13 protein-coding genes are annotated in these 20217 nt (G+C 60.5%); 4 read left to right on the plus strand and 9 right to left on the minus strand.

All coding sequences use genetic code 11. The features are described from left to right. Positions 1–333 precede the first annotated feature (333 nt). On the minus strand, positions 334–4938 hold the full coding sequence (gene gltB, locus GE107_RS20495) for a glutamate synthase large subunit (RefSeq protein ID WP_219642174.1): 4605 nt from the start codon (positions 4936–4938) through the stop codon (positions 334–336). A gap of 327 nt (positions 4939–5265) precedes the next feature. Between gltB and GE107_RS20500 the strand changes: the two genes are divergently transcribed. Then, positions 5266–6552 (plus strand): stalk domain-containing protein, encoded by a 1287-nt coding sequence (locus GE107_RS20500; RefSeq protein WP_219642177.1) that lies wholly within the window; start codon positions 5266–5268, stop codon positions 6550–6552. A 64-nt stretch (positions 6553–6616) separates the two neighbouring features. On the opposite strand, the gene GE107_RS20505 is transcribed toward GE107_RS20500, so the two are convergent. The 4 genes from GE107_RS20505 to kapB all read right to left on the minus strand — a co-directional run bounded on the left by GE107_RS20505 (position 6617) and on the right by kapB (position 12935). After that, on the minus strand, positions 6617–8833 hold the full coding sequence (locus tag GE107_RS20505; RefSeq protein WP_219642179.1) for an Ig-like domain-containing protein: 2217 nt from the start codon (positions 8831–8833) through the stop codon (positions 6617–6619). A gap of 837 nt (positions 8834–9670) precedes the next feature. After that, the gene (locus GE107_RS20510; RefSeq protein WP_219642182.1) at positions 9671–11782 is read right to left on the minus strand and encodes a YhgE/Pip domain-containing protein; all 2112 of its coding nucleotides are present in this window, start codon (positions 11780–11782) and stop codon (positions 9671–9673) included. A gap of 101 nt (positions 11783–11883) precedes the next feature. Continuing rightward, on the minus strand, positions 11884–12474 hold the full coding sequence (locus GE107_RS20515; protein ID WP_219642184.1) for a TetR/AcrR family transcriptional regulator: 591 nt from the start codon (positions 12472–12474) through the stop codon (positions 11884–11886). A gap of 83 nt (positions 12475–12557) precedes the next feature. After that, positions 12558–12935, minus strand: coding sequence for a kinase-associated lipoprotein B (gene kapB / locus GE107_RS20520; RefSeq protein ID WP_219642187.1), 378 nt, complete (start codon positions 12933–12935; stop codon positions 12558–12560). 211 nt (positions 12936–13146) lie between these two features. Between kapB and GE107_RS20525 the strand changes: the two genes are divergently transcribed. Both GE107_RS20525 and GE107_RS20530 read left to right on the plus strand, forming a co-directional pair. After that, positions 13147–14262 (plus strand): MGDG synthase family glycosyltransferase, encoded by a 1116-nt coding sequence (locus GE107_RS20525; RefSeq protein WP_219642188.1) that lies wholly within the window; start codon positions 13147–13149, stop codon positions 14260–14262. Positions 14263–14266: 4 nt separating this feature from the next. Continuing rightward, the gene (locus GE107_RS20530; protein ID WP_219642195.1) at positions 14267–14590 is read left to right on the plus strand and encodes an MGMT family protein; all 324 of its coding nucleotides are present in this window, start codon (positions 14267–14269) and stop codon (positions 14588–14590) included. Positions 14591–14653: 63 nt separating this feature from the next. Here GE107_RS20530 and GE107_RS20535 read toward each other — a convergent pair whose 3' ends face one another. The 4 genes from GE107_RS20535 to GE107_RS20550 all read right to left on the minus strand — a co-directional run bounded on the left by GE107_RS20535 (position 14654) and on the right by GE107_RS20550 (position 18255). Next, the gene (locus GE107_RS20535) at positions 14654–16273 is read right to left on the minus strand and encodes an ABC-F family ATP-binding cassette domain-containing protein (RefSeq protein ID WP_219642197.1); all 1620 of its coding nucleotides are present in this window, start codon (positions 16271–16273) and stop codon (positions 14654–14656) included. Then, positions 16270–17256, minus strand: a complete 987-nt coding sequence (locus tag GE107_RS20540) for an MBL fold metallo-hydrolase (protein ID WP_219642200.1) — start codon at positions 17254–17256, stop codon at positions 16270–16272. The genes GE107_RS20535 and GE107_RS20540 overlap by 4 nt, the downstream gene beginning before the upstream one ends. A gap of 497 nt (positions 17257–17753) precedes the next feature. Continuing rightward, positions 17754–17984 carry a hypothetical protein gene (locus GE107_RS20545; protein WP_219642203.1) on the minus strand — a complete coding sequence of 77 codons (231 nt, stop codon included), beginning with the start codon at positions 17982–17984 and terminating at the stop codon, positions 17754–17756. A 103-nt stretch (positions 17985–18087) separates the two neighbouring features. Next, positions 18088–18255 carry a hypothetical protein gene (locus tag GE107_RS20550; protein WP_219642205.1) on the minus strand — a complete coding sequence of 56 codons (168 nt, stop codon included), beginning with the start codon at positions 18253–18255 and terminating at the stop codon, positions 18088–18090. A 279-nt stretch (positions 18256–18534) separates the two neighbouring features. On the opposite strand from GE107_RS20550, the gene GE107_RS20555 reads away from it, so the two are divergent. Continuing rightward, the gene (locus GE107_RS20555; RefSeq protein ID WP_219642208.1) at positions 18535–19674 is read left to right on the plus strand and encodes a conserved virulence factor C family protein; all 1140 of its coding nucleotides are present in this window, start codon (positions 18535–18537) and stop codon (positions 19672–19674) included. The last annotated feature ends 543 nt before the right edge of the window (positions 19675–20217 follow it).

A 20217-nucleotide genomic window follows, 5' to 3' on the forward strand; every position in this document is an offset into this window, starting at 1 on the left:
TCCATTCTTGCGGCCAGCGATCCTTATCCAAACCCATTTGTTCGAGAATTTTGCGTATGTCGATTTCCATTGGTTGCCCTGCTTCGGATCTCCCCAACCGCAAATCCCTCTCCATCCCTACACCCAAATCCTCTCTCTGGAAATTGGTTCCTAAAACATATATTTATTATAAAAGCAGGGGAGCGCAGAGGGTGTCGAGCTTTGGAGACGATCCGCACTTTTTTTCTCGGAAGTTTTGTCGAATGGGGAGGACTTTGGAAGTAGGACGGGGAAAAAACGAACGAACCCTGCAAATATGCAGGGTTCGTTCCAATTTTCATAGAAAAGATTCGGTCAGTTGCCGCCTACGCGGGACAGGTCCCTCATGTTGGCTTCGAAAGCCGCCAGCAGGGCTTGCTCGCCGCTCAAGCCTTGGGCTTGAACCTTGGCGATCTGCTCCATCATCCGCTTGTAATCCTTCGGGATGACCTTCACGATTTTGGGCAGGAAGCCGTTCCAATCGCCCAATACCGTGCGGGCCAACTCGCTGTTCGTGTATTCGGCATGCCTTGCGATCATGCCGCGCACTTCGGCGATCTCGGCCTCCTCTTCCAGCCTCTCCAAACTGACCATCTCGAAGTTGCAGCGGTTCACGAACTTGCCGTCCCAATCGATGACGTAAGCGATGCCGCCCGACATGCCGGCCGCGAAGTTCCGTCCCGTGCCGCCCAGTACGACGACGCGTCCGCCGGTCATGTATTCGCAGCCGTGGTCGCCTACGCCTTCAACGACGACGTTCGCTCCGCTGTTGCGCACCGCGAAGCGTTCGCCCGCCACGCCGCGGATGTAGGCTTCGCCGCCCGTCGCGCCGTAGAACGCCGTATTGCCGATTATGATGTTGTTTTCGGCTTTGAACGTCGACTTCGGCGAAGGATAGATGGCGAGTTTGCCGCCGGACAGCCCTTTGCCGACGTAGTCGTTGGCATCGCCTTCGAGCGTGAGGGTGATGCCCTTGGGCACGAACGCCCCGAAGCTCTGACCCGCGGTGCCGGTGAAGTGGAACTTGATCGTGTCGGCCGGCAAGCCTTCCCGGCCGTAGCGCTTCGTCACCTCGTGGCCGAGAATCGTGCCCACGACGCGGTTCGTGTTCTTGATCGGGAAGGAGCCTTCCACCCGTTCCCCGCGTTCCAGCGCCGCCCTAGCCGCAGGAACAAGCGCTTGGATGTCCAGGGATTCTTCCAGTCCGTGGTTCTGCTTCTTCGCATTGTGGCGGGCGGAGCCTTCCGGCAGCTCCGGCATATGAAGCAGCCCCGTCAGGTCGATGCCTTGCGTCTTATAATGGCGGATCGCTTTCTTCGTGTCGAGCCGGTCCACCCGTCCGACCATCTCGGTGACGGTGCGGAAGCCTAGCTGCGCCATGATTTCGCGAAGCTCCTGCGCCACGAAGCGCATGAAGTTCACCGTGTATTGCGGGTCGCCCATGTACTTGGCGCGCAGTTCCGGGTTCTGCGTGGCGACGCCGACCGGGCAGGTGTCCAGATGGCAGACGCGCATCATGATGCAGCCGACCGTTACGAGCGGCGCGGTCGAGAAGCCGTACTCCTCGGCTCCGAGCAAGGCGGCAATCGCCAGATCGCGTCCCGTCATCATTTTGCCGTCGGTCTCGACGACGACGCGGTCGCGCAGGTTGTTCAGGATCAGCGTCTGGTGCGTCTCGGCGAGGCCGAGCTCCCACGGTAGACCCGCGTGCCGGATCGAGCCGATCGGAGACGCTCCGGTGCCGCCGTCGTAGCCGCTGACCAGGATGACGTCGGCGCGGCCCTTGGCCACGCCCGCGGCGATCGTGCCGACGCCGACTTCGGACACCAGCTTGACGTTGATGCGGGCGCTCGGGTTGGCGTTCTTCAGGTCATGGATGAGCTCGGCCAAATCTTCGATCGAATAGATGTCATGGTGCGGCGGCGGCGAGATCAGGCCGACGCCCGGCGTCGAGCCGCGCACTTCGGCTACCCACGGGTATACCTTCTTGCCCGGCAGCTGGCCGCCTTCTCCCGGCTTGGCGCCCTGGGCCATCTTGATCTGGATTTCGTCCGCGTTGCTCAGGTAATAGCTCGTGACGCCGAAACGGCCGGACGCCACTTGCTTGATCGCGCTGCGGCGCAGGTCGCCGTTCGCGTCGGGCACGAAGCGGCGGTAGTCCTCGCCTCCTTCGCCGGAGTTGGATTTGCCTCCGATGCGGTTCATGGCGATCGCCAAGTCCTCATGCGCTTCCTTGCTGATGGAGCCGAACGACATGGCGCCCGTCTTGAACCGCTTCACGATCGACTCGACCGGCTCGACTTCCTCGATCGGAACCGGCGGCTGGTCGAATTTGAAATCGAGCAGCGAACGGAGCGTGCGGACGTCCTCGTACTCGCCTTGCACGAGCGCCGAATACTTCTTGTACAGCTCGTAGTTGCCGGTGCGGGTAGCCATCTGAAGGGTGTGGATCGTCTTCGGGTTGAAGAGGTGATCCTCCCCGTCTTTGCGCCACTGGTAATCGCCGCCGGAATCGAGCTCGCGCTCGGCGCCTTCCTGGTTCGCGAAGGCGCGGCGGTGTGCCGCCAGCGCTTCCTCGGCGATGACTTCGAGGCCCACGCCTCCGATGCGGGAAGGCGTCCAGGTGAAATATTGGTCGATGACGTCCTGGTTCAGGCCGATCGCTTCGAAAATCTGCGCCCCGCGGTACGACTGGATCGTCGAAATCCCCATTTTGGACAGGATCTTGACGACGCCCTTGGTGGCCGCTTTGATGAAGTTCTTGACCGCTTTCTCGTGCGTGATGTTGCGCAGCATGCCTTGGCGGATCAGATCGTCCAGCGTCTCGAACGCCAGGTACGGATTCACCGCGCTGATGCCGTAGCCGATGAGCAGGGCGAAATGATGCACTTCGCGCGGCTCGCCGGATTCGAGCAGCAAGCTGACCTTCGTCCGCGTGCCTTGGCGGATCAGGTGGTGATGAAGCGCCGACACGGCCAGCAGGGACGGAATCGCCGCGTTGCCATGATCCAAGCCCTTGTCGGACAAGATGATGATGTTATGGCCCTTCGCGATGACGCGGTCCGCCGCTTCGCACAGCAGCTTCAGCGCATCGCGCAGTCCTTGCTCGCCTTCGTCCGCGGGGAAGAAAATCGGCAGCGTGATCGATTTGAAGCCCGGCCGGTGAACGTGGCGCAGCTTCGCGAACTCCTCGTTGGAGAGGATCGGCGAATACAGGCGGATATGGCGGCAGCTTTCCGGCTCCGGGTTCAGCAGGTTGCGCTCGGGACCGACGGACGTATAGGTCGAGGTGATGATTTCCTCGCGGATCGCGTCGATCGGCGGGTTCGTCACCTGCGCGAACAGCTGCTTGAAATAGTTGAACAGACGCTGCGGGCGTTCGGACAGAACGGCCAGCGGCGCGTCGTAACCCATGGACGCCAGCGGCTCCACGCCGGTGAGCGCCATCGGCTCCATGATTTTGCGGATGTCCTCGAACGAGTACCCGAACGCCAGCTGGCGCTGCTGCACCGTCGCATGGTCCGGCTCCGGAAGCTCGGGAGCGTCCTCGACGTCCTCGAGATCCACCAGGTGGTCGTTCAGCCATTCGCGGTACGGGTGCTCGGACACGATCGCGCGCTTCACTTCCTCGTCGGAGATGATGCGGCCTTCCTTCGTGTCGACGAGGAGCATCCGGCCCGGGCGCAGCCGGTCCTTCAGCACGATGTCCTCCGGCGGAATCTCGATGACGCCGGCTTCGGAAGCCATCACGATGAGGTCGTCCTTGGTCACGTAGTAGCGAGCCGGACGGAGGCCGTTGCGGTCCAGCACGGCGCCGATCTGCACGCCGTCGGTGAAGCCCATGGCCGCCGGACCGTCCCACGGTTCCATCAGGGTCGCGTGGTATTCGTAGAACGCCTTCTTGTCCGGATCCATATGCTCGTCGTTCTGCCACGGCTCCGGCACCATCATCATGGCGCAGTGCGCCAGGGAACGGCCCGCCAGGTACATGAACTCGAACGTATTGTCGAACATCGCCGTGTCGGAGCCGTCCGGAGCGATGATCGGAAGCACCTTCTCCAGGTCGTCGCCGAACAGCTCGGAAGCGAACAGCGTCTGGCGGGCATGCATCCAGTTGATGTTGCCGCGCAGCGTGTTGATTTCGCCGTTGTGGATCATGTAATGGAAAGGATGCGCGCGCTCCCAGCTCGGGAACGTGTTCGTCGAGAAGCGGGAGTGGACGAGCGCCATCGCCGTTTCGACATCCGGCTCGTGCAGCTCCGGATAGAAGCTGCCGACTTGCTCGGTCGTAAGCATTCCTTTATAGACGATTTTCTTGCTGGACAAGCTCGGGAAATAGAACGAATCCCCGCCTTCCATCCCGGAATAGCGGATCTCCTTCTCCGCGCGTTTGCGGATGACGTACAGCTTGCGCTCGAACGCCATGTCGTCCGCAAGGCCCGCCGCGCGGCCGATAAACGCCTGGCGGACGTACGGCTTCACCCGGACAGCGGACGCGCCGAGCTTGCGGTCGTCGGTCGGCACCGTTCGCCAGCCCAGAACGGATTGTCCTTCTTCGGCGACGATCCGCTCGAAAATCTCCTCATGCTTGCGGCGGACGGATTCGTCCTGCGGCAGGAACACCATGCCGACCGCGTAAGCGCCCTCCTCCGGAAGCGCGAAGCCCAGCTTGGCGGCTTCCTTCGAGAAGAACTTGTGCGGAATCTGCAGCAGGATGCCCGCTCCGTCCCCGGAGTTCGGCTCGCTGCCCTGACCGCCGCGGTGCTCCATGTTGATCAGGAGGGACAGGGCCTGTTCGACGATTTCGTGCGATTTCCGGCCCTTGATATGCGCGACGAATCCCATCCCGCAAGCGTCATGCTCGTATTGGGGATCGTACATGCCCTGCTTCGGGGGCAAACCTCTAACAAACTCTGTCATAAGGCGTTTACCTCTCTATAGCAAGAATTTTGGACATTTGCGGCGTTGAGGCGCTTCGGCTTCCCGAATCCCGGCCCGATAGACCTAAAGGCTCTTCAAATCCCGGCCCGATTGACCTACAATGGAGAAGACTGGATGAGACGGAACGGCCTGGAGTACGGATGAAAGATGGCCCGGTCGTCAGCCAAATTTCATAAATATTCATTTTGGTTATTATATTATTTTAACATCGTCGGCCGAGGAATGGCAATTTAATATTTTTATATATCCGATAAGCAAAACTCGGGAGAGCGGGCTTTCGGCAAAGGTATGGGGAGGAATGGACGGTTGAGAACGAACGGATTGCGCTTGGTTTGTTTCATGGCGCTCGCATGGGTGCTGGCATTCGCGGGAACGGCCCATGGGGAGAGCGCTCCGGCTGCGGACGGCTACCGGATCGTGGCGCTGGGGGATTCGCTGACCGCGGGATACGAGCCGGGGATGACCGAGAAGTCCGTGCCTTACGGCTATACGGACCGATTCCGCGAACAGGCCCTGTTTCACGGGCGGGCGAAGCTTGGCAATTTCGCGATCTTGGGTTTGCGCACCGACGGATTGCTGAATTTGCTCCAAGGAGCGCAAGACGGCAAAGTCTTGAAGGCGGCGGACATTCAGGATTTCGCCGACCCCCGGGTCGCCGCTATGGCGGAAGGCATCGGAGCGAGGACTGCGGAGCTGCGCCAATCCCTTGCGGAAGCGAATGTCGTCCTCATGACGATCGGCGCCAACGATTTCAGCGATTTCTTGCGGTCGCTGCTGAACGAGTCTGCGCAAGACGCGGCTGCGGCTTTTGAGAATGATTTTAACACCATACTGAATAAATATGCAGAGGAAGCCGAAAAAACCGTCCGCTTGACGGCCGAGCTCGCCCCGAACGCCCGCATTCTGCTCGCGGATCAATATCTTCCGCTGCCGAAATTGTTCGCGCCCGACCTGTACGACCTGCTGTACGAGAAAGCCGTCTCGCCCCTCACCGCAACGGTCGACGCGCTTACGGCCAAGCTGCAGGCAGAAGGCATCAACGTCCTTCCGGTGCATGTTGCCGAGAAGTTCAAAGGAAGAGAAGGAGGATTGACGCACATGTCCGTCTCCCTCGAAGGAGACGCCAAACCGGACATCCACCCGACCCAAGCCGGATATGAAGCGATGGCCGAAGCTTTCTCTCAAGCCATGTGGCAGGAATACCGCAAACCCGCGAAGCGGCCGGCCGGCGTTCCGATCTCGGTGGTCGTCGGAGGCAAGGAAGTGATCACGGCCAACAAGCCGGTCGTCAAGCCGCCTGGCGTAACTTTCCTGGCATTGCGGGATATCTCGGATGCCATGGGCGCCGAACTGTCGTGGAACGAGAAAACGAAAACCGCGGTGTTCCGCCAGAACGGCCGCGAGGTTTCCATTACGATCGACTCCAAAACCATGGTCGTAAACGGCGCGGAGCAGCCGCTCAGCACTCCCGCCTACCTCCAGCCAGTCGGCAAAGAAAAGAAAACCTACGTGCCGCTCGCGGTCATCGCAGGCGGATTGAATTATGAAGTCGATTACAGCAAAAACCTGCAAACCGCCTTTATTAATCCCTAAAATCCGGTATATCGTACGCATAGTAAAGGGGCTCCCCTCGGGGAGCCCCTTTACCTACTCTCGTTTATTTTACCGTTACCCGGATCGTCACGGATTTGCCTTCGTAGACCGCTTTGATCGAGGCCGACCCTTCGGCGAGCGCTTTAACCGTACCGTTCGCGACCGTGGCCACTTTCGGGTTCGTGCTCGTCCAAACGGCGCCTTTCGTGGCGTCCGTCGAGGTCCCGTTTTCGTAAGCGGCCGTAAGCACGACGGTATCGGTTTTCCCAACCGTCAGCTTGAGCGAGGTGTCGGAGGAAATCAGCTTGGTCAATTTCGTCTTGACCGTGAAAGGCAGCTCGAGCTTTTTCCCTTGCACCGACGCGGTCAGTTTCCCGCTTCCCAGCGCCAGCCCTTTGATCGCGGCGCCTTTGATCTCGACGAGGCTGCTTGACTCCGTCGTCCAGGAAACGCGGGAACCGAGCGATACTTTCTTGCCCGACTTCGTCGTTCCCGTAACCTTGACCGTCTGCGAACGGTTCAGCGTCAAACTCAGCGCGTTCGGCTGGATGTCGAAGGAGACGAACTCCTCCTCCACCTGGACCTTAACCGTCACTTTCTTGTCGAGGTATGTTCCCGTAAGCGTCGCGCCGGCGGGAAGCAGCCCTTTGATTTTGCCCGGTTTGACGAACAAATTGGGGCTGGAGGATTTCCATTCGATTTCCTGCGTGACATCCTTCTCTTCGCCGTCCGTGTAGATCAGGCGAACGGCCGGAAGATCCGTCTCTCTTCCCGTCACGACGCTTAGGTTAGGGGTGTCCGTGAGTAAGGTCAACGCTTGCTTATGGACGACGGCCGTGATCGAGTCCGTCTTCGCCGCAGTCCCCTCTTCATTCTGGACTTCGGCGGTCAACGTTGCCGTTCCGACTTTCTTGGCCGTCCATTTGCCCTCCTCGATCGAAAGAACCGAAGGATCGCTGGATTTCCAGGACACCAGCTTCGAAACGTCGATTTCGTCGCCCCCGACCGTCGTGCCTTTGACGGCGGGAAGCGTTCCGTCTGCTCCTTCGTAGACGTCCAGCTTGTCCTTTGCAATGTTCAACGCATTCACGCTCGGATACACGGAAATCGGCAACTCTTTGGACAACCCTTTATAGGAAACCGTGAGCTTCGTCGTGCCGACGCCCTTCGGTTTGACGATCGCCTTGGAGCCGGTTTTCTCGACCGAGGCGACCATCGGATCGGCGACCGTCCATACGGCATCCAACGAGACGTCTACCGGCGTCGATGTCCCTTTAGCCGCGGAGGCGGATACTTCGACCCCCGCTCCGTACAGCGTCATGCTTAGCGGCTTGGAGGTTGCGACGTTGAGTGCTTCATAAGGCGTGCGCACATAGAAAGTAACCGCGTCGGCGACGCCGAACCGTTTGGCCGTAACGATTGCCCTGCCGGCGCCGACGGCGGTAACGACCCCTTTGTCGACTTTGACCACATTCGCGTTGCTGGTCGTCCAATCTGCCAGTGTCGTGATCGGTTCGGTCCCGTTTGCGTTTTTCAAGGTGGCCGTAGCGGTTAAAGTATAGTCCGTCCCTTGGCCTACTTGAAGCTCGATCTCGTCGGTGGCGCCCGGATGGGAGATATCGAGCGACTTGTAGGGCGAGGTGACGTTCAGCTGGATCGAATCCGCGCGTCCCTTGAGCTTCGCCGTGATCGTAGCGGTTCCGGGGCCGGCCAGCGTAACGACGCCTGCGGAAACGGAAGCCACGCTCGAATTTGAAGTCAGCCATTGCGCCGTGCTGTTGGATAAGATTTTAGTGCCGCCATACTCGTATGCGTATGCATTGAAGCTCGGACTTTTCCCGAGCTCGATATCGAGCTGATCCGGGGCGTCGCCGCCGTCGGCGTTCTCCAGCTTCAGACTGGCATAACGGTACTCCGCCTTAACGGTCGCCGTCGCCGAGAAGGTCTTGTATTTGGCCGTAATCGTCGCCGTGGATACCTCGCCGGTCGCAGACAGGATGCCTTTGTCCACCTTAATGCTGCTCGAGGAAGACGACCACGTTGCGTCCGCGGTCACGTTTTTCGGTGTGGAGCTGCCTTGGATGTTCGCCCACAAGGTCAAGCTGTAGGTGCCGTCCTCCACGTATAGGGGAACGGGCGACGGAACCGAGGAATCGAACTGGATTCCGGTGACGGTGTCTTCCGCATGCGCCAGTCCTGCCGGGCCTTGGGCCAACAGAAGCAGAACGAGCAACGCGGCATACAAACGTCTGGCGGGACGCGGGACGAAAGTTGCATTCATACGATGGGGTCCTCCGATGAGAAGATTGTCAGTCTCTTTCTTTAACGGATGCCGTATCCAAAAGGTTAAGGTCTTTAGGCAAATTTAGGAATATGTTCCCATTGGGAAAGTGGACTCGGCGGTTGGGGATCCGCCTCCGAACTGTGTCAGCTCCTTAAACCCGCCGTTCGCACGCTGTAACCCGGAAAAACCCGGCTGCAGCTCCTCAAACCCGCCGTTCGCACGCTGTAACCCGGAAAAACCCGGCTACAGCTTCTCAAACCCGCCGTTCGCACGCTGTAACCCGGAAAAACCCGGCTGCAGCTCCTTAATCCCGCCGTTCGCACACTGTAACCCGGAAAAACCCGGCTGCAGCTCCTTAAACCCGCCGTTCGCACGCTGTAACCCGGAAAAACCCGGCTACATCTCCTTAAACCCGCCGTTCGCACGCTGTAACCCGGAAAAACCCGGCTGCAGCCCCTCAAACCCGCCGTTCGCACGCTGTAACCCGGAAAAACCCGGCTGCAGCCCCTCAAACCCGCCGTTCGCACGCTGTAACCCGGAAAAACCCGGCTACATCTCCTTAAACCCGCCGTTCGCACGCTGTAACCCGGAAAAACCCGGCTATGGGCGGTTCTGGAAGGTGCGGAGGTGGTACATTACGATATCGGGAGATGGTGCTCTCCACCATGCGGACAGCCAAGGAAGCGGCGACGGGCTTGCGCGAACCGGATCCTGAGTGGAAGGGATACCCACGGTTGAGCGGCAAAAGAGAGAGGCATCGCCGGAATAAAAAAAATGCCCGCGGAAACCGCGGGCATTCTATTCGGCACTTCAATGACAGTCCGACATCCGTATTTACTCGGCCAGAGCCAATCCACCGGTTGGCTCGGACTCGCCCCGGCCCCGGCGGCTTGCGTACAGGAAGTAGCCGATGGTCAGCGCGACGAATACAACGGCATACGCCGCCAATTTGTACAGCGGTGCCGCGAAATCGGCCGCCGGCGCACCCTCGATCACCAAGCGAAGCGCCTGAATCGCGTGCGTCATCGGCATCCAGGGGCTGACCGCCTGCAGCCAGGCGGGCAGCAGCTCGGCCGGATACGTGCCTGCGCTCGAAGCGAGCTGCAGCGTCAGCAAGATGACGCCGAGGAAACGGCCGATCTGGTCGGCGAGCGAAATCAGGAACTGCAGGATCGTCATAAAAGTCAGAGCGATCACGATCGTCACCCCGTAGAAGGCCGCAACATGGGGCACCTTCAGGCCGAGCCCGTAAATCAAAACGGTATCGACGACCGCGGTTTGCACCAACACCAACGGGGCGAACAGCAGCACTTTGGACAAATACCAGCGGATGCCCCCCGTCACGCCGGCCGGCGCGTCGCGCAGCGGCAGGATGACCGTCGACAGCAGCACGCCTACGAACAGGCCCAGGGACAGGAAGTAAGGCGTCATGCCCGTACCGTAGTTGGGAATGCTAGCTAGCTTATGCTCGGACACCGAGACCGGCTCCGCGAACATGTCAGCCGTTTTGTCGCCGCCAGTCAAGCTGCCTGCATCTTTCGCCGCGGTCCCCAGCTTGTCGGACAATTCCCGCGAGCCGTCCGTCAGCTTCCCGACTCCGCCCGCGAGGTCCGCCGATCCGCCCGCCAATTGAGCCGTCCCTTTGGTGACCGTGCTGAAGCCGTTGCCGGCTGCCGCGATCCCCTCCTGCAGGCTGTCGGCCCCGGCCGCGACCCGGGCGGTTCCGGACGCAAGCCGGTCTGCTCCCGCAGCCGCTTCCCCGAGTTTGCCATCGAACTTTCCGAAGCCGTCTCCCAGCTGCTTCAAGCCGTCGCGCAGCTGAACCGCCCCGGCCGCAGCCTTCTCTTCCGCGCCGGCCAACCGGTCCGCTCCCTGCTTCAGGTCAGCGGCGCCTTGCTGCATCCGGCCGGCCCCTGCCGCCACTTGCTTCGCCGTCTCGAGCAGCTTCCGGAAGGCGGCGTCATCCGTCATCCCCCCGTGCGCATTGGCATACTGCTCCAAGCCTTGCGCCAGCTGATCCGCTCCGGAGGACACCGCTTGCCCTCCCGACCCGAGCTCATCCAGACCGCCGGCCAGTGTCTTGGCGTTTGCCGCCAGCTGCGAGGTGCCGCCGGCCAGTTCGCCCGCTGCGGCCGCGCTGCGGTCCACCCCCTCGGCCAGCTTCCCGGAAGCGGCTTGCAATTGCCCCAAGCCGCCGGCGAGCGATGCTGCACCGTCCGCCGCTTCATGCGCGCCGCCGGCCAAAGTCGAGGCACCGGCCTGCAGTTTGCCCATGCCTTGCTCCAGTTGCAGGGAACCGTTCGCCAATTTGGCCAGGTTGTCGTGGAGCCGCTGAGCCCCTACCTTTGCCTCCGCCGCCCCGTCGGCCAGCTTGGCGGCGCCGTCGCCCGCCTGCTTGAGGCCGTCCGCGGCTTGGCCCACGGAGTCCATGACCGCTTGCGCGTAAGCCTTCGTCACCGACCGCGAAACGTCGCTCCGCAGCCGTTCCGCAGCCTCCGCGCCGATCCGGGAGTTCAGGTAGTTCCAGCCGTCGTCCACGTAATACTGGATATCGGCGGGCTGCGGCGTCTCGTCCTTCAGGGTGGCCGCAAGCTTGGAGAAGTTTTCCGGAATGACGAAAGCCATCGCGTACTTGTGCTCCTTCAGCCCCTTCGTGGCGTCCGCGCCGTCCGTGAATTCCCATTTGAAGTCGGAGTTCCCTTTCAATTCGTCGACCAATTCCTGGCCCGCATCGATCGGCTTCCCGTCCATGACCGCGCCCGTGTCCTGATTGACCACCGCGACCGGCAGCCGGTCCAGCTTGCCGTACGGATCCCAGAATGCGCCGATCAGCATTCCGCTGTACAGCAGCGGGATAAACGCCAGAGCGGCAACGGACAGCATCGCCATCCGGTTACGAGACAGTCTTCCGAACTCGGCAAACAAATTTCCTTTCTTTGCTTTCATTTTCGCTCTCCCCATTCCAGTCAATCTCCGTGCTCATCCAGGTGATCAGAACAAATTGACCGTTTCTCCCATCCGGTCATTCCGCTCCAAAAAAAGAAGTGTCAGCGAACCGCCAACCCTTCCATCCAATACGTCCGAAAATAGTCCAGCACTTCTTCCTTGCTGAGCGGCCGATGCAGGTGGCGGCTTTCCGCCGTCAACGCCAGATAAGTCTTGAGCATAATATAAGCCGTCAGGTTCGGATCGCAAGGCTTGATTTCCCCTCTGTCCATCGCGTCCTTCACGTGGCGCGCAATATAGGCCACAACGGCGCGTTCCAGCGTCTCGAGCCCTTCCTTGGCCATCGGCGTGCCCAAATCCCTGACCTCCTGCGAGAGCTTGGCGGCGAGCGCATGCTGTTCCCGGTAATCCAGCAGCCGGTGCAGCACTTCCATCAGGTTGTCCACGAACGGAACTTCCGGCCTCACCGTCCGATCCGCCAGCTCCTTCAGCTCTCGGATCATGCCGCTCATGATTTCCCCGAACAGCTCTTCCTTGTTGGCGAAAAACGTATAAATCGTGCCCTTGCCGACGCCCGCGATCTTCGCGACCTGGTCCATCGTCGTCGCCTTGTAGCCGAACGTGGCGAAGGAGCGGGCCGACGCTTCCAGCACTTGTTTGCGGCGATCGACGGGTTTGCGCTCCGGGGCCATGATCGCTTCCTCCCTCCGAACTGACCAAAATAACAAATCGGTCAGTTAGTTCTGACGACTACTTTACCACAATTCGCGTCCGATCACAACCCGTAATCTTTGCGAAGCTCGGCCAAGTTTCCCAGACAGCGCTCCGCCCACCGTTTCAGGCGGTCCATCCGTTCCATTTCCACGCCCAGCGCCATCTCCAGCGATTCCCGATAAGCGGGGATCGCCCCGGTATACCTTTCCGCCGCCGACTCCGGAACCCACACCTTCTCGGTATAAGCCGCGGCCTTCCGCTCGTGGAACATCGGGGCATCCGGATCATAAGGGCTGTGCAGGTCGCCCTGCGTCGGAAACGCGAGAACGGCCAGCACTTTCACGAGCAGTCTCCGTCCGTCGCTTTCCACCGTTTCGCCGATGTACTCGCCGGTTTTGTAAGCCATTTTGACGATCGCGCCCGGAATCATTTTATCCATTTCCGTAAGCCTCCTCTAAGGAAATCCTTCCTAATCCGATTGTACCCCAACCGCAGGCCCCTGTAACGATTCGCCCGAAAGCGGCGATGCCTCTTCGCCGCTTTCAGAGCCGGGGGAGCGTCTCCCGCCGCCCGCTCCGGAAGAACTGGACTTGTCCCTCGTCTCCCGAAAGCTTAATATGGAAAGTAGGAAAAATGGAGGATCGTTTCCGATGCGCAAAAAAAGGGTATTGCTGCTTTCCGAGGGTTTCGGCACCGGACACACCCAAGCCGCCTACGCTCTCGCCGTGGGCCTGCGACAGCTGTCCCCGAAAATCCAGACGCGCGTCATCGAACTGGGGACCTTCTTGAATCCGATCATCGGACCGCTTATCCTGGGCGCCTACCGCAAGACGGTATCCAAACAGCCCAAGCTGGTCGGCCGGCTGTACCGGAGCAACTACGACAAGTCTCTGAACCGAATGACGCAGTTCGCGCTGCATCGCATTTTCTATAATCAGGTATCGGACGTCATCCGCCAGCTCAAGCCGGACTGCATCGTCTGCACGCATCCTTTTCCCAACGCCGTCGTGGGCCGTTTGAAGCGGCTTGGCTTGGATGTGCCTCTGTACACGTTAATCACCGATTACGATGCCCATGCCACCTGGACGAATTCCGAAGTCAACGCATACTTCGTCAGCACGCCCGTCGTGCGCAACAAGCTGATCGCCAGAGGCGTGCCCGCCTCCCAAATCGAGGTGACCGGCATCCCGGTCCATCCGAATTTCTGGCATCCGCACGACCGGGCCGAAATCCTGAAGCAATTCGAGCTCCGCGACATGCCTACCGTGCTCGTAATGGGAGGCGGCTGGGGGCTTCTATACGGCGAACAATTGGTCGAGTACATGACGCAGTACGCCGACCGCGTGCAATTGATCCTTTGTATGGGAAGCAACGAGAAGGCGCGGGAGAAGCTGATGGCCGACCCGAGGTTCCGCCATCCGAACATCAAGGTAATGGGGTTCACGAAGGAAATCAGCAAGCTGATGGACGTCTCCGATCTTCTCGTGACGAAGCCAGGGGGCATGACCTGTACGGAAGGGATGGCCAAAGGGATGCCGATGCTGTTCTACGAGCCGATCCCGGGCCAAGAGGAAGAGAACGCCGAATACTTCATTACCCACGGCTTCGGGGAACTGATGGTGAACACCGAGACGATCGACCGCTGGTTCCGCCTGATCCAGGAGCCTTACGCCGCCGATCGGCACCGCGATGCCCTCATGGCGCTCCGCAACGCGGAATATCATCCGGCCAGATGCTCCCAGGCCGTCCTGGCCCTGATGGAGTAACGCCATGCGGGATTTCACGCAGCGGGCGGTCGAGGTCATTCGCGCGATTCCTCCGGGCAGGGTGATGACGTACGGGCAAATCGCCGCGAACGCCGGAAGTCCGCGGGGCGCGCGCCAGGTCGTGCGGATCCTGCACAGCATGAGCGGCAAACACGATCTTCCTTGGCATAGGGTCATCAACGCCAAAGGCGAAATCGGGCTTGCGGACCTCGTCTCGCGCGAGCTGCAGATCCAAGCGCTCGAATCCGAAGGCGTCGAGGTCACGCACGGCGGCCGGGTGGACCTTGAGCGATATCGGCACGAACCTTTCACTTTCACGGATGCATAAGACGCCAAAAACCTCCAAACCCTAGGGCTTGGAGGTTTTTCGGTTTTGCCGGCCGGCCTTCCGTTAAGCCGGGAGCATGCGCATGCGGAGCTCTTTCACTTCCGGATGCTCGAGGTACTCTTCGTACGTCATGAGACGGTCGATGATGCCGTTCGGCGTGATCTCGATGATGCGGTTGGCGATCGTCTCGACGAACTGATGGTCGTGCGACGTGAAGACGATCGGGCCGTCGAAGTCGATGAGGCCGTTGTTGAGCGCGGTAATCGACTCGAGGTCGAGGTGGTTCGTCGGCTCGTCGAGCAGCAGCACGTTGCCGCCGCCGAGCATCATTTTGGACAGCATGCAGCGGACCTTCTCGCCCCCGGACAGCACCGAAGCCTTTTTGAGAGCTTCGTCGCCCGAGAACAGCATCCGGCCGAGGAAGCCCCGGATGAAAGACTCGTCCTGATCCTTCGAATATTGCCGGAGCCATTCCACCAGATTCAGCTCGACGCCGTCGAAGTAGGCGGAGTTGTCCTTGGGGAAATACGCCTGAGTCGTCGTGACGCCCCAGGTGACCGAGCCGGAGTCGGGTTCGCGTTCTCCGGTCAGGATCTGGAACAGGACGGTCTTGGCGAGCCCGTTCGGGCCGACCAGCGCGATCTTGTCGTTCTTGTTGACCACGAAGGAGATGTTCTCGAGCACTTTCTCGCCTTCCACGGTAGCGGTGACGTTCTCGACGGAGACGACCTGCTTGCCGACCTCGCGTTCCGGCTTGAAGTTGATGAACGGATATTTGCGGCTGGAAGGCTTGATGTCGTCGAGCGTGATCTTGTCGAGCAGCTTGCGGCGGCTGGTCGCCTGCTTCGCTTTGGATTTGTTGGCGGAGAAGCGCTGGATGAACGCCTGCAGCTCCTTGATCTTGTCTTCCTTCTTCTTGTTCTGGTCGCGCATAAGCTGCAGCGCCAGTTGGCTCGACTCGTACCAGAAATCGTAGTTGCCCACGTACATCTGGATTTTGCCGAAGTCGATGTCGGCGATATGCGTACATACTTGGTTCAGGAAATGGCGGTCGTGGGAAACGACGATGACGGTGCCTTCGTACCGGGACAGGAAATCTTCCAGCCAGCGCACGGATTCGATGTCCAAATGGTTGGTGGGCTCGTCGAGCAGCAGGATGTTCGGGTTGCCGAACAGGGCTTGCGCGAGCAGCACGCGCACCTTCTCGTTGCCGCCCAGCTCCGCCATTTTCTTGTCGTGCAGGTCGGTCGTGATGCCGAGACCGTTCAGGAGCTCGGCCGCTTCGCTCTCGGCTTCCCAGCCGTTCATTTCGGCGAATTCGGCTTCCAGCTCGCCCGCCCGCATGCCGTCTTCGTCGGTAAACGGATCTTTGGCGTAAATGGCGTCTTTCTCTTTCATGACGGAATACAGCTTCTGGTGGCCCATGATGACCGTCTCCAGGACCGGGAACTCGTCGTATTCGAAATGGTTCTGCTTCAGCACGGCCATCCGCTCGCTCGGCGGAATGTGGACTTCGCCGCTCGTCGGCTCGACCTCCCCGGACAGGATTTTGAGGAACGTCGATTTGCCGGCGCCGTTCGCGCCGATCAGGCCGTAACAGTTGCCGGGCGTAAACTTGATGTTCACGTCTTCAAACAGGGGGCGTTTGCCAAATCGCAGGCTGACGCCGTTAACGGTTATCATGAGTCGAATCCATCCTTTGCTTCGATATCGGTCTTGCAGTGATCAAAACGCATCGTCTCTCCGTGTTTGAGGAGAAACAGCCTTTCCTCCGGGATGCCCATCCGGCTGCGGGCGGCTTCGAGCCGCGCCAGCGCTTCCTTGGGCGTGTCGTCGGCCAGCTTGAACGCGCCGTAATGCATCGGGACGAAGTACTTCGCGCCCAAATCGACAAAAGCCTGCAGCGCTTCTTCGGGACTGACGTGCTGGGCGGACATGAACCATTCCGGGTCGTACGCGCCGATCGGCAGGAGCGCCACGTCGATCTTGAACCGCCGGCCGATGTCGCCGAACCCCCGGAAGTAGCCGCTGTCCCCGGCAAAATAAATCGTGGGGGCATCATCCGCCTGCATGACCCAGCCGCCCCAGTGGGACATGTTTTTATCCCACGGATTTCGCCGCGTCCAGTGCTGCGCGGGAACGAACGTGAATTTCACGTTCTGGCAGGAGGCATCCTCCCACCAATGAAGCTCGGTCGCGTCGCGGAAGCCCCGCAGGAACAGCTTCGTTTTGAGCCCGGCCGGCACGAGCAGCTTCTTCTGTCCGCGGAGCTTGCGAAGAGAGCCCATATGAAGATGGTCGTAATGGGAATGCGAGACGAGCACGACGTCGACGGCAGGCATGTCCGACAATTCGATTCCCGGCGGGGCCAGCCGTTTTTGAAACGCCATTCTCCGCGCCCATACGGGGTCCGTCACGATATTCAAGCCATCAAGCTGGATCAGGAAGGTGGAATGTCCGATCCAGGTGATGGACGGCTCGCTTCTGTTGTGCTGCAAAAACGGCAGATCGGGTTTCGCGTTCGGCACGCAGTGGCTGTAATCCCGGCCGGATCGGATCCGGCTCAGGCGTTCCTGGCTCCAGCGGCCGATTTGTTCCATGGGAGCGTTGTTGACACGGGCGGAATCCAAGTTGCCGAAGCGTTGCAAGAAGCGTTGCTTGCGCATGAAATCCCTCCGATGACTGTGCTCATTCATACTATAGCAGGAAACGAGGAAATGTACCAAGCCGTTACGGCAAGTAAATAACGACTTCGTCGTCCTAAGCGTATGCTAACGATAAAATTCTGATTGATGCACGAAGCCTTCGGTCCGATCGCGGGGTTCGGAGCGGCAACGGCGGCGTTCTTGTCTTCCGAAAGCTTGATTGACACGATATCCCCTTCCTTCAGGTCCGCGATCTTCATCGCGGCCTAATCGCCTCCCAGTGCTGCCCGACCGTTCGGGCCGATACCCCGTTCTGGTCGTTATACGCGTATTCCGTGGTCTCATCCGAAAACGGCATGTTCCTCATGCCGCCCGGACGTCCCCGGCCCCTGCCGTCCGGTGAGCCGCCGGGCAACGCGACGTCTCGGGGCGGGGTTCCTTAGGCGCATCGGCCGGAGCTTGCGCTTGCCCGGCTCCCGGGGCTGTGCCGTCTCCGGCAGGTGCGCGGTTTCCGGTCTCTATGCCGTCTCCAGCAGGTACGCCGTTTCCGGCCGCAGTGCCGTCTCCAGCAGGTACGCCGTTTCCGGCCGCAGTGCCGACTCCAGCAGGTGCGCCGTTTCCGGCCGCTGTGCCGACTCCAGCAGGTACGCCGTTTTCGGCCGCTGTGCCGGCTCCATCAGGTGCGCCGTTTCCGGCCGCTGTGCCGTCTCCCGCAGGTGCGCCGTTTCCGGCCGCTGTGCCGACTCCATCAGGTGCGCCGTTTCCGGCGGCGCCTTCGCGGCCCCCCTTGACCGTTCATGGCCGAGGGGTAGATCATGATTTTGCCGTTCCCGACGGACGCGATTTTCCCGATCACGTTGGGCCTGACCCTGTCGTTGTTTCCGGCTGGGTCTGCCCGTTGTCTCCCGTCTGCTGCTGCACCGCAGCCGCGGCCACATCGGCATCCGCGCCTCCCGACGAGCAAGCGGACAACGATCCGATGGCTCCCGACAGCAGGAGCGCGATCCACGTTTTTTTCATATTGCCTTTCACTCCTATGTAAGAAATTCAGCTTGGGCTTGTTTAGCCGGTTGCCGTTTTATGGTCCATGATGGAAAGGTTGGCTGAAGCCCCCCTTAAACCGCGCTTAGCATTAGTTGAAAGCTCTACCGCGGCGTGCAGGGCGCGTCGCCCCTCTCCTTGTTCACCGCCTGAAACGTTAGGCGGGTCAATCATTAACCTCGCGTAACTTTGCCACAGCAGTCCCGATTGCGGTATTGTAGGAAGGAAGAAGCTTATCGGAAAGCGAGGCTGCGCCGCATGATTCTGCTGTCCATCGAACCGACCCCGAGTCCCAACTCCATGAAGCTGAACGTAGACGAGAAGCTGGCTCCCGGCATCCGTCACGACTATAAGGAGGATCAGGCAGACCAGGCTCCGCCCTTGATCGCCCGGCTCCTGCGCATTCCGGGAGTGAAGGGCGTATTCCGCACCGCGGACTTCCTCGCGCTGGACCGCAAAGGAAACGCCGACTGGGCCGCGATCCTGCTGGAAGTGAAGGAAGTGTTCGGCGAGGCGGGTGAAGGCTCGGCCGCGGGCGGGGCGCCCGAAGCCGCCGGCTTCGGGGAGGCGCACGTACTCGTGCAGATGTACCGGGGCATCCCCATGCAGATCCGGGTTCGCAGCGGCGGGCAGGAATCGAGGGCCGCGATGCCGGAGAGGTTCTCCCGGGCCGTGACCGAGGCGGCCGGCGCCACGATGATCCGCGAACGCAAACTGGAAGAGTTCGGCGTCCGTTACGGCGAGCCGCAAGAAATCCTGGACGAGATCGTGCGGGAATTGGACGCCGCCTACACCGACGAGCGGCTTCGCGGCCTGATCGAGCAGGCCAAGCTGGCGGGCCCGGAGGCGGCGCCCCCGGCTCCGCCGGCGCCGCTTAGCGCGGAAGAGGTCGAACGCGCGTTCCGCTCCGACGACTGGCGGGAACGCTATGCCGCGCTCGAGCGCTTCAAGCCGGAGCCCGAACATGTCCCGCTGCTGGCCCAGGCGCTCCAAGACGGCCAAATGTCCGTGCGGCGCTTGGCCGTCGTCTATCTGGGCGACCTCCGGACGCCCGAGACGCTGCCGCACCTGTTCGCCGCGCTGAAGGATCCGTCCGCCGCGGTCCGGCGCACGGCGGGCGACACGTTGTCCGATAGGGGCGATCCCGCCGCCATCGGACCGATGGCCGAAGCGCTCGGCGACGCCAACAAGCTTGTGCGCTGGCGCGCCGCTCGCTTCCTGTACGAGGCCGGCGACGAGACGGCGCTCGAAGCCCTGCGGCGCGTCGCCGCGGAGGAACCGGAGTTCGAGGTCCGGCTGCAGGCCGAGATGGCCGTCGCCCGGATCGAACGGGGCGAAGAAGCGGCCGGCTCCGTCTGGCAGCAGATGACCCGCTTGCGGGAGCAGGAGAGGGAGTAGCGAATGTTGTCCACGATTTGCAATTCACGGAAATGATGAGAACTAGCGGATTCTCGGATAGAATGAGAAATAGCGGATTCACGGAAATGAAAGAACTAGCGGATTCTCGGATAGAATGAGAAATAGCGGATGTCGTCCACTATCAACGCGGGATGCGGGATATGGCGGGAGATTGCGAACAAGAAAAACGCCTGACGGCGTCCTGACCGGTATCCGTGTAAAGATTGCCGGAACACGTTCCGCGACGTCATGAATTCCTGTTAGGTCTTAACGATAGGATACCTTTGTTGGGATACCATGCGGGTATGGCAGTTTCTCAAAACCAATGCCGGATTGGCCCCGCCGGTCAACTTTAGAGGGAAAACCTCCCTCTAATTCCGATCATTTCGAGGATTTGGGATATTTAGAGGGAAAACCGGCTAGGCCCCTTAATTCTGGAGTCTGCCCCACAAAAATTACATCGTTCGCAGGATAGGTATGTTTTTCTAGCGATTACAGCGCCCTGTAAAACGCAGATCGGTCTTCAAGTTCCATTGCCCACAT

Origin of the sequence: Cohnella sp. CFH 77786 (assembly GCF_019400745.1) — a bacterium.
Taxonomy (GTDB): domain Bacteria; phylum Bacillota; class Bacilli; order Paenibacillales; family Paenibacillaceae; genus Cohnella.

Bases quoted from the DNA above. Each gene is read 5' to 3' on its own strand.
- GE107_RS20525 (WP_219642188.1), top strand. From the start codon at position 13,147: ATGCGCAAAAAAAGGGTATTGCTGCTTTCCGAGGGTTTCGGCACCGGA.
- GE107_RS20550 (WP_219642205.1), bottom strand. From the start codon at position 18,255: ATGAAAAAAACGTGGATCGCGCTCCTGCTGTCGGGAGCCATCGGATCG.
- GE107_RS20555 (WP_219642208.1), top strand. From the start codon at position 18,535: ATGATTCTGCTGTCCATCGAACCGACCCCGAGTCCCAACTCCATGAAG.
- GE107_RS20540 (WP_219642200.1), bottom strand. From the start codon at position 17,256: ATGCGCAAGCAACGCTTCTTGCAACGCTTCGGCAACTTGGATTCCGCC.
- gltB (WP_219642174.1), bottom strand. From the start codon at position 4,938: ATGACAGAGTTTGTTAGAGGTTTGCCCCCGAAGCAGGGCATGTACGAT.
- GE107_RS20545 (WP_219642203.1), bottom strand. From the start codon at position 17,984: ATGGAGTCGGCACAGCGGCCGGAAACGGCGCACCTGCGGGAGACGGCA.
- kapB (WP_219642187.1), bottom strand. From the start codon at position 12,935: ATGGATAAAATGATTCCGGGCGCGATCGTCAAAATGGCTTACAAAACC.
- GE107_RS20515 (WP_219642184.1), bottom strand. From the start codon at position 12,474: ATGGCCCCGGAGCGCAAACCCGTCGATCGCCGCAAACAAGTGCTGGAA.
- GE107_RS20530 (WP_219642195.1), top strand. From the start codon at position 14,267: ATGCGGGATTTCACGCAGCGGGCGGTCGAGGTCATTCGCGCGATTCCT.
- GE107_RS20505 (WP_219642179.1), bottom strand. From the start codon at position 8,833: ATGAATGCAACTTTCGTCCCGCGTCCCGCCAGACGTTTGTATGCCGCG.
- GE107_RS20510 (WP_219642182.1), bottom strand. From the start codon at position 11,782: ATGAAAGCAAAGAAAGGAAATTTGTTTGCCGAGTTCGGAAGACTGTCT.
- GE107_RS20535 (WP_219642197.1), bottom strand. From the start codon at position 16,273: ATGATAACCGTTAACGGCGTCAGCCTGCGATTTGGCAAACGCCCCCTG.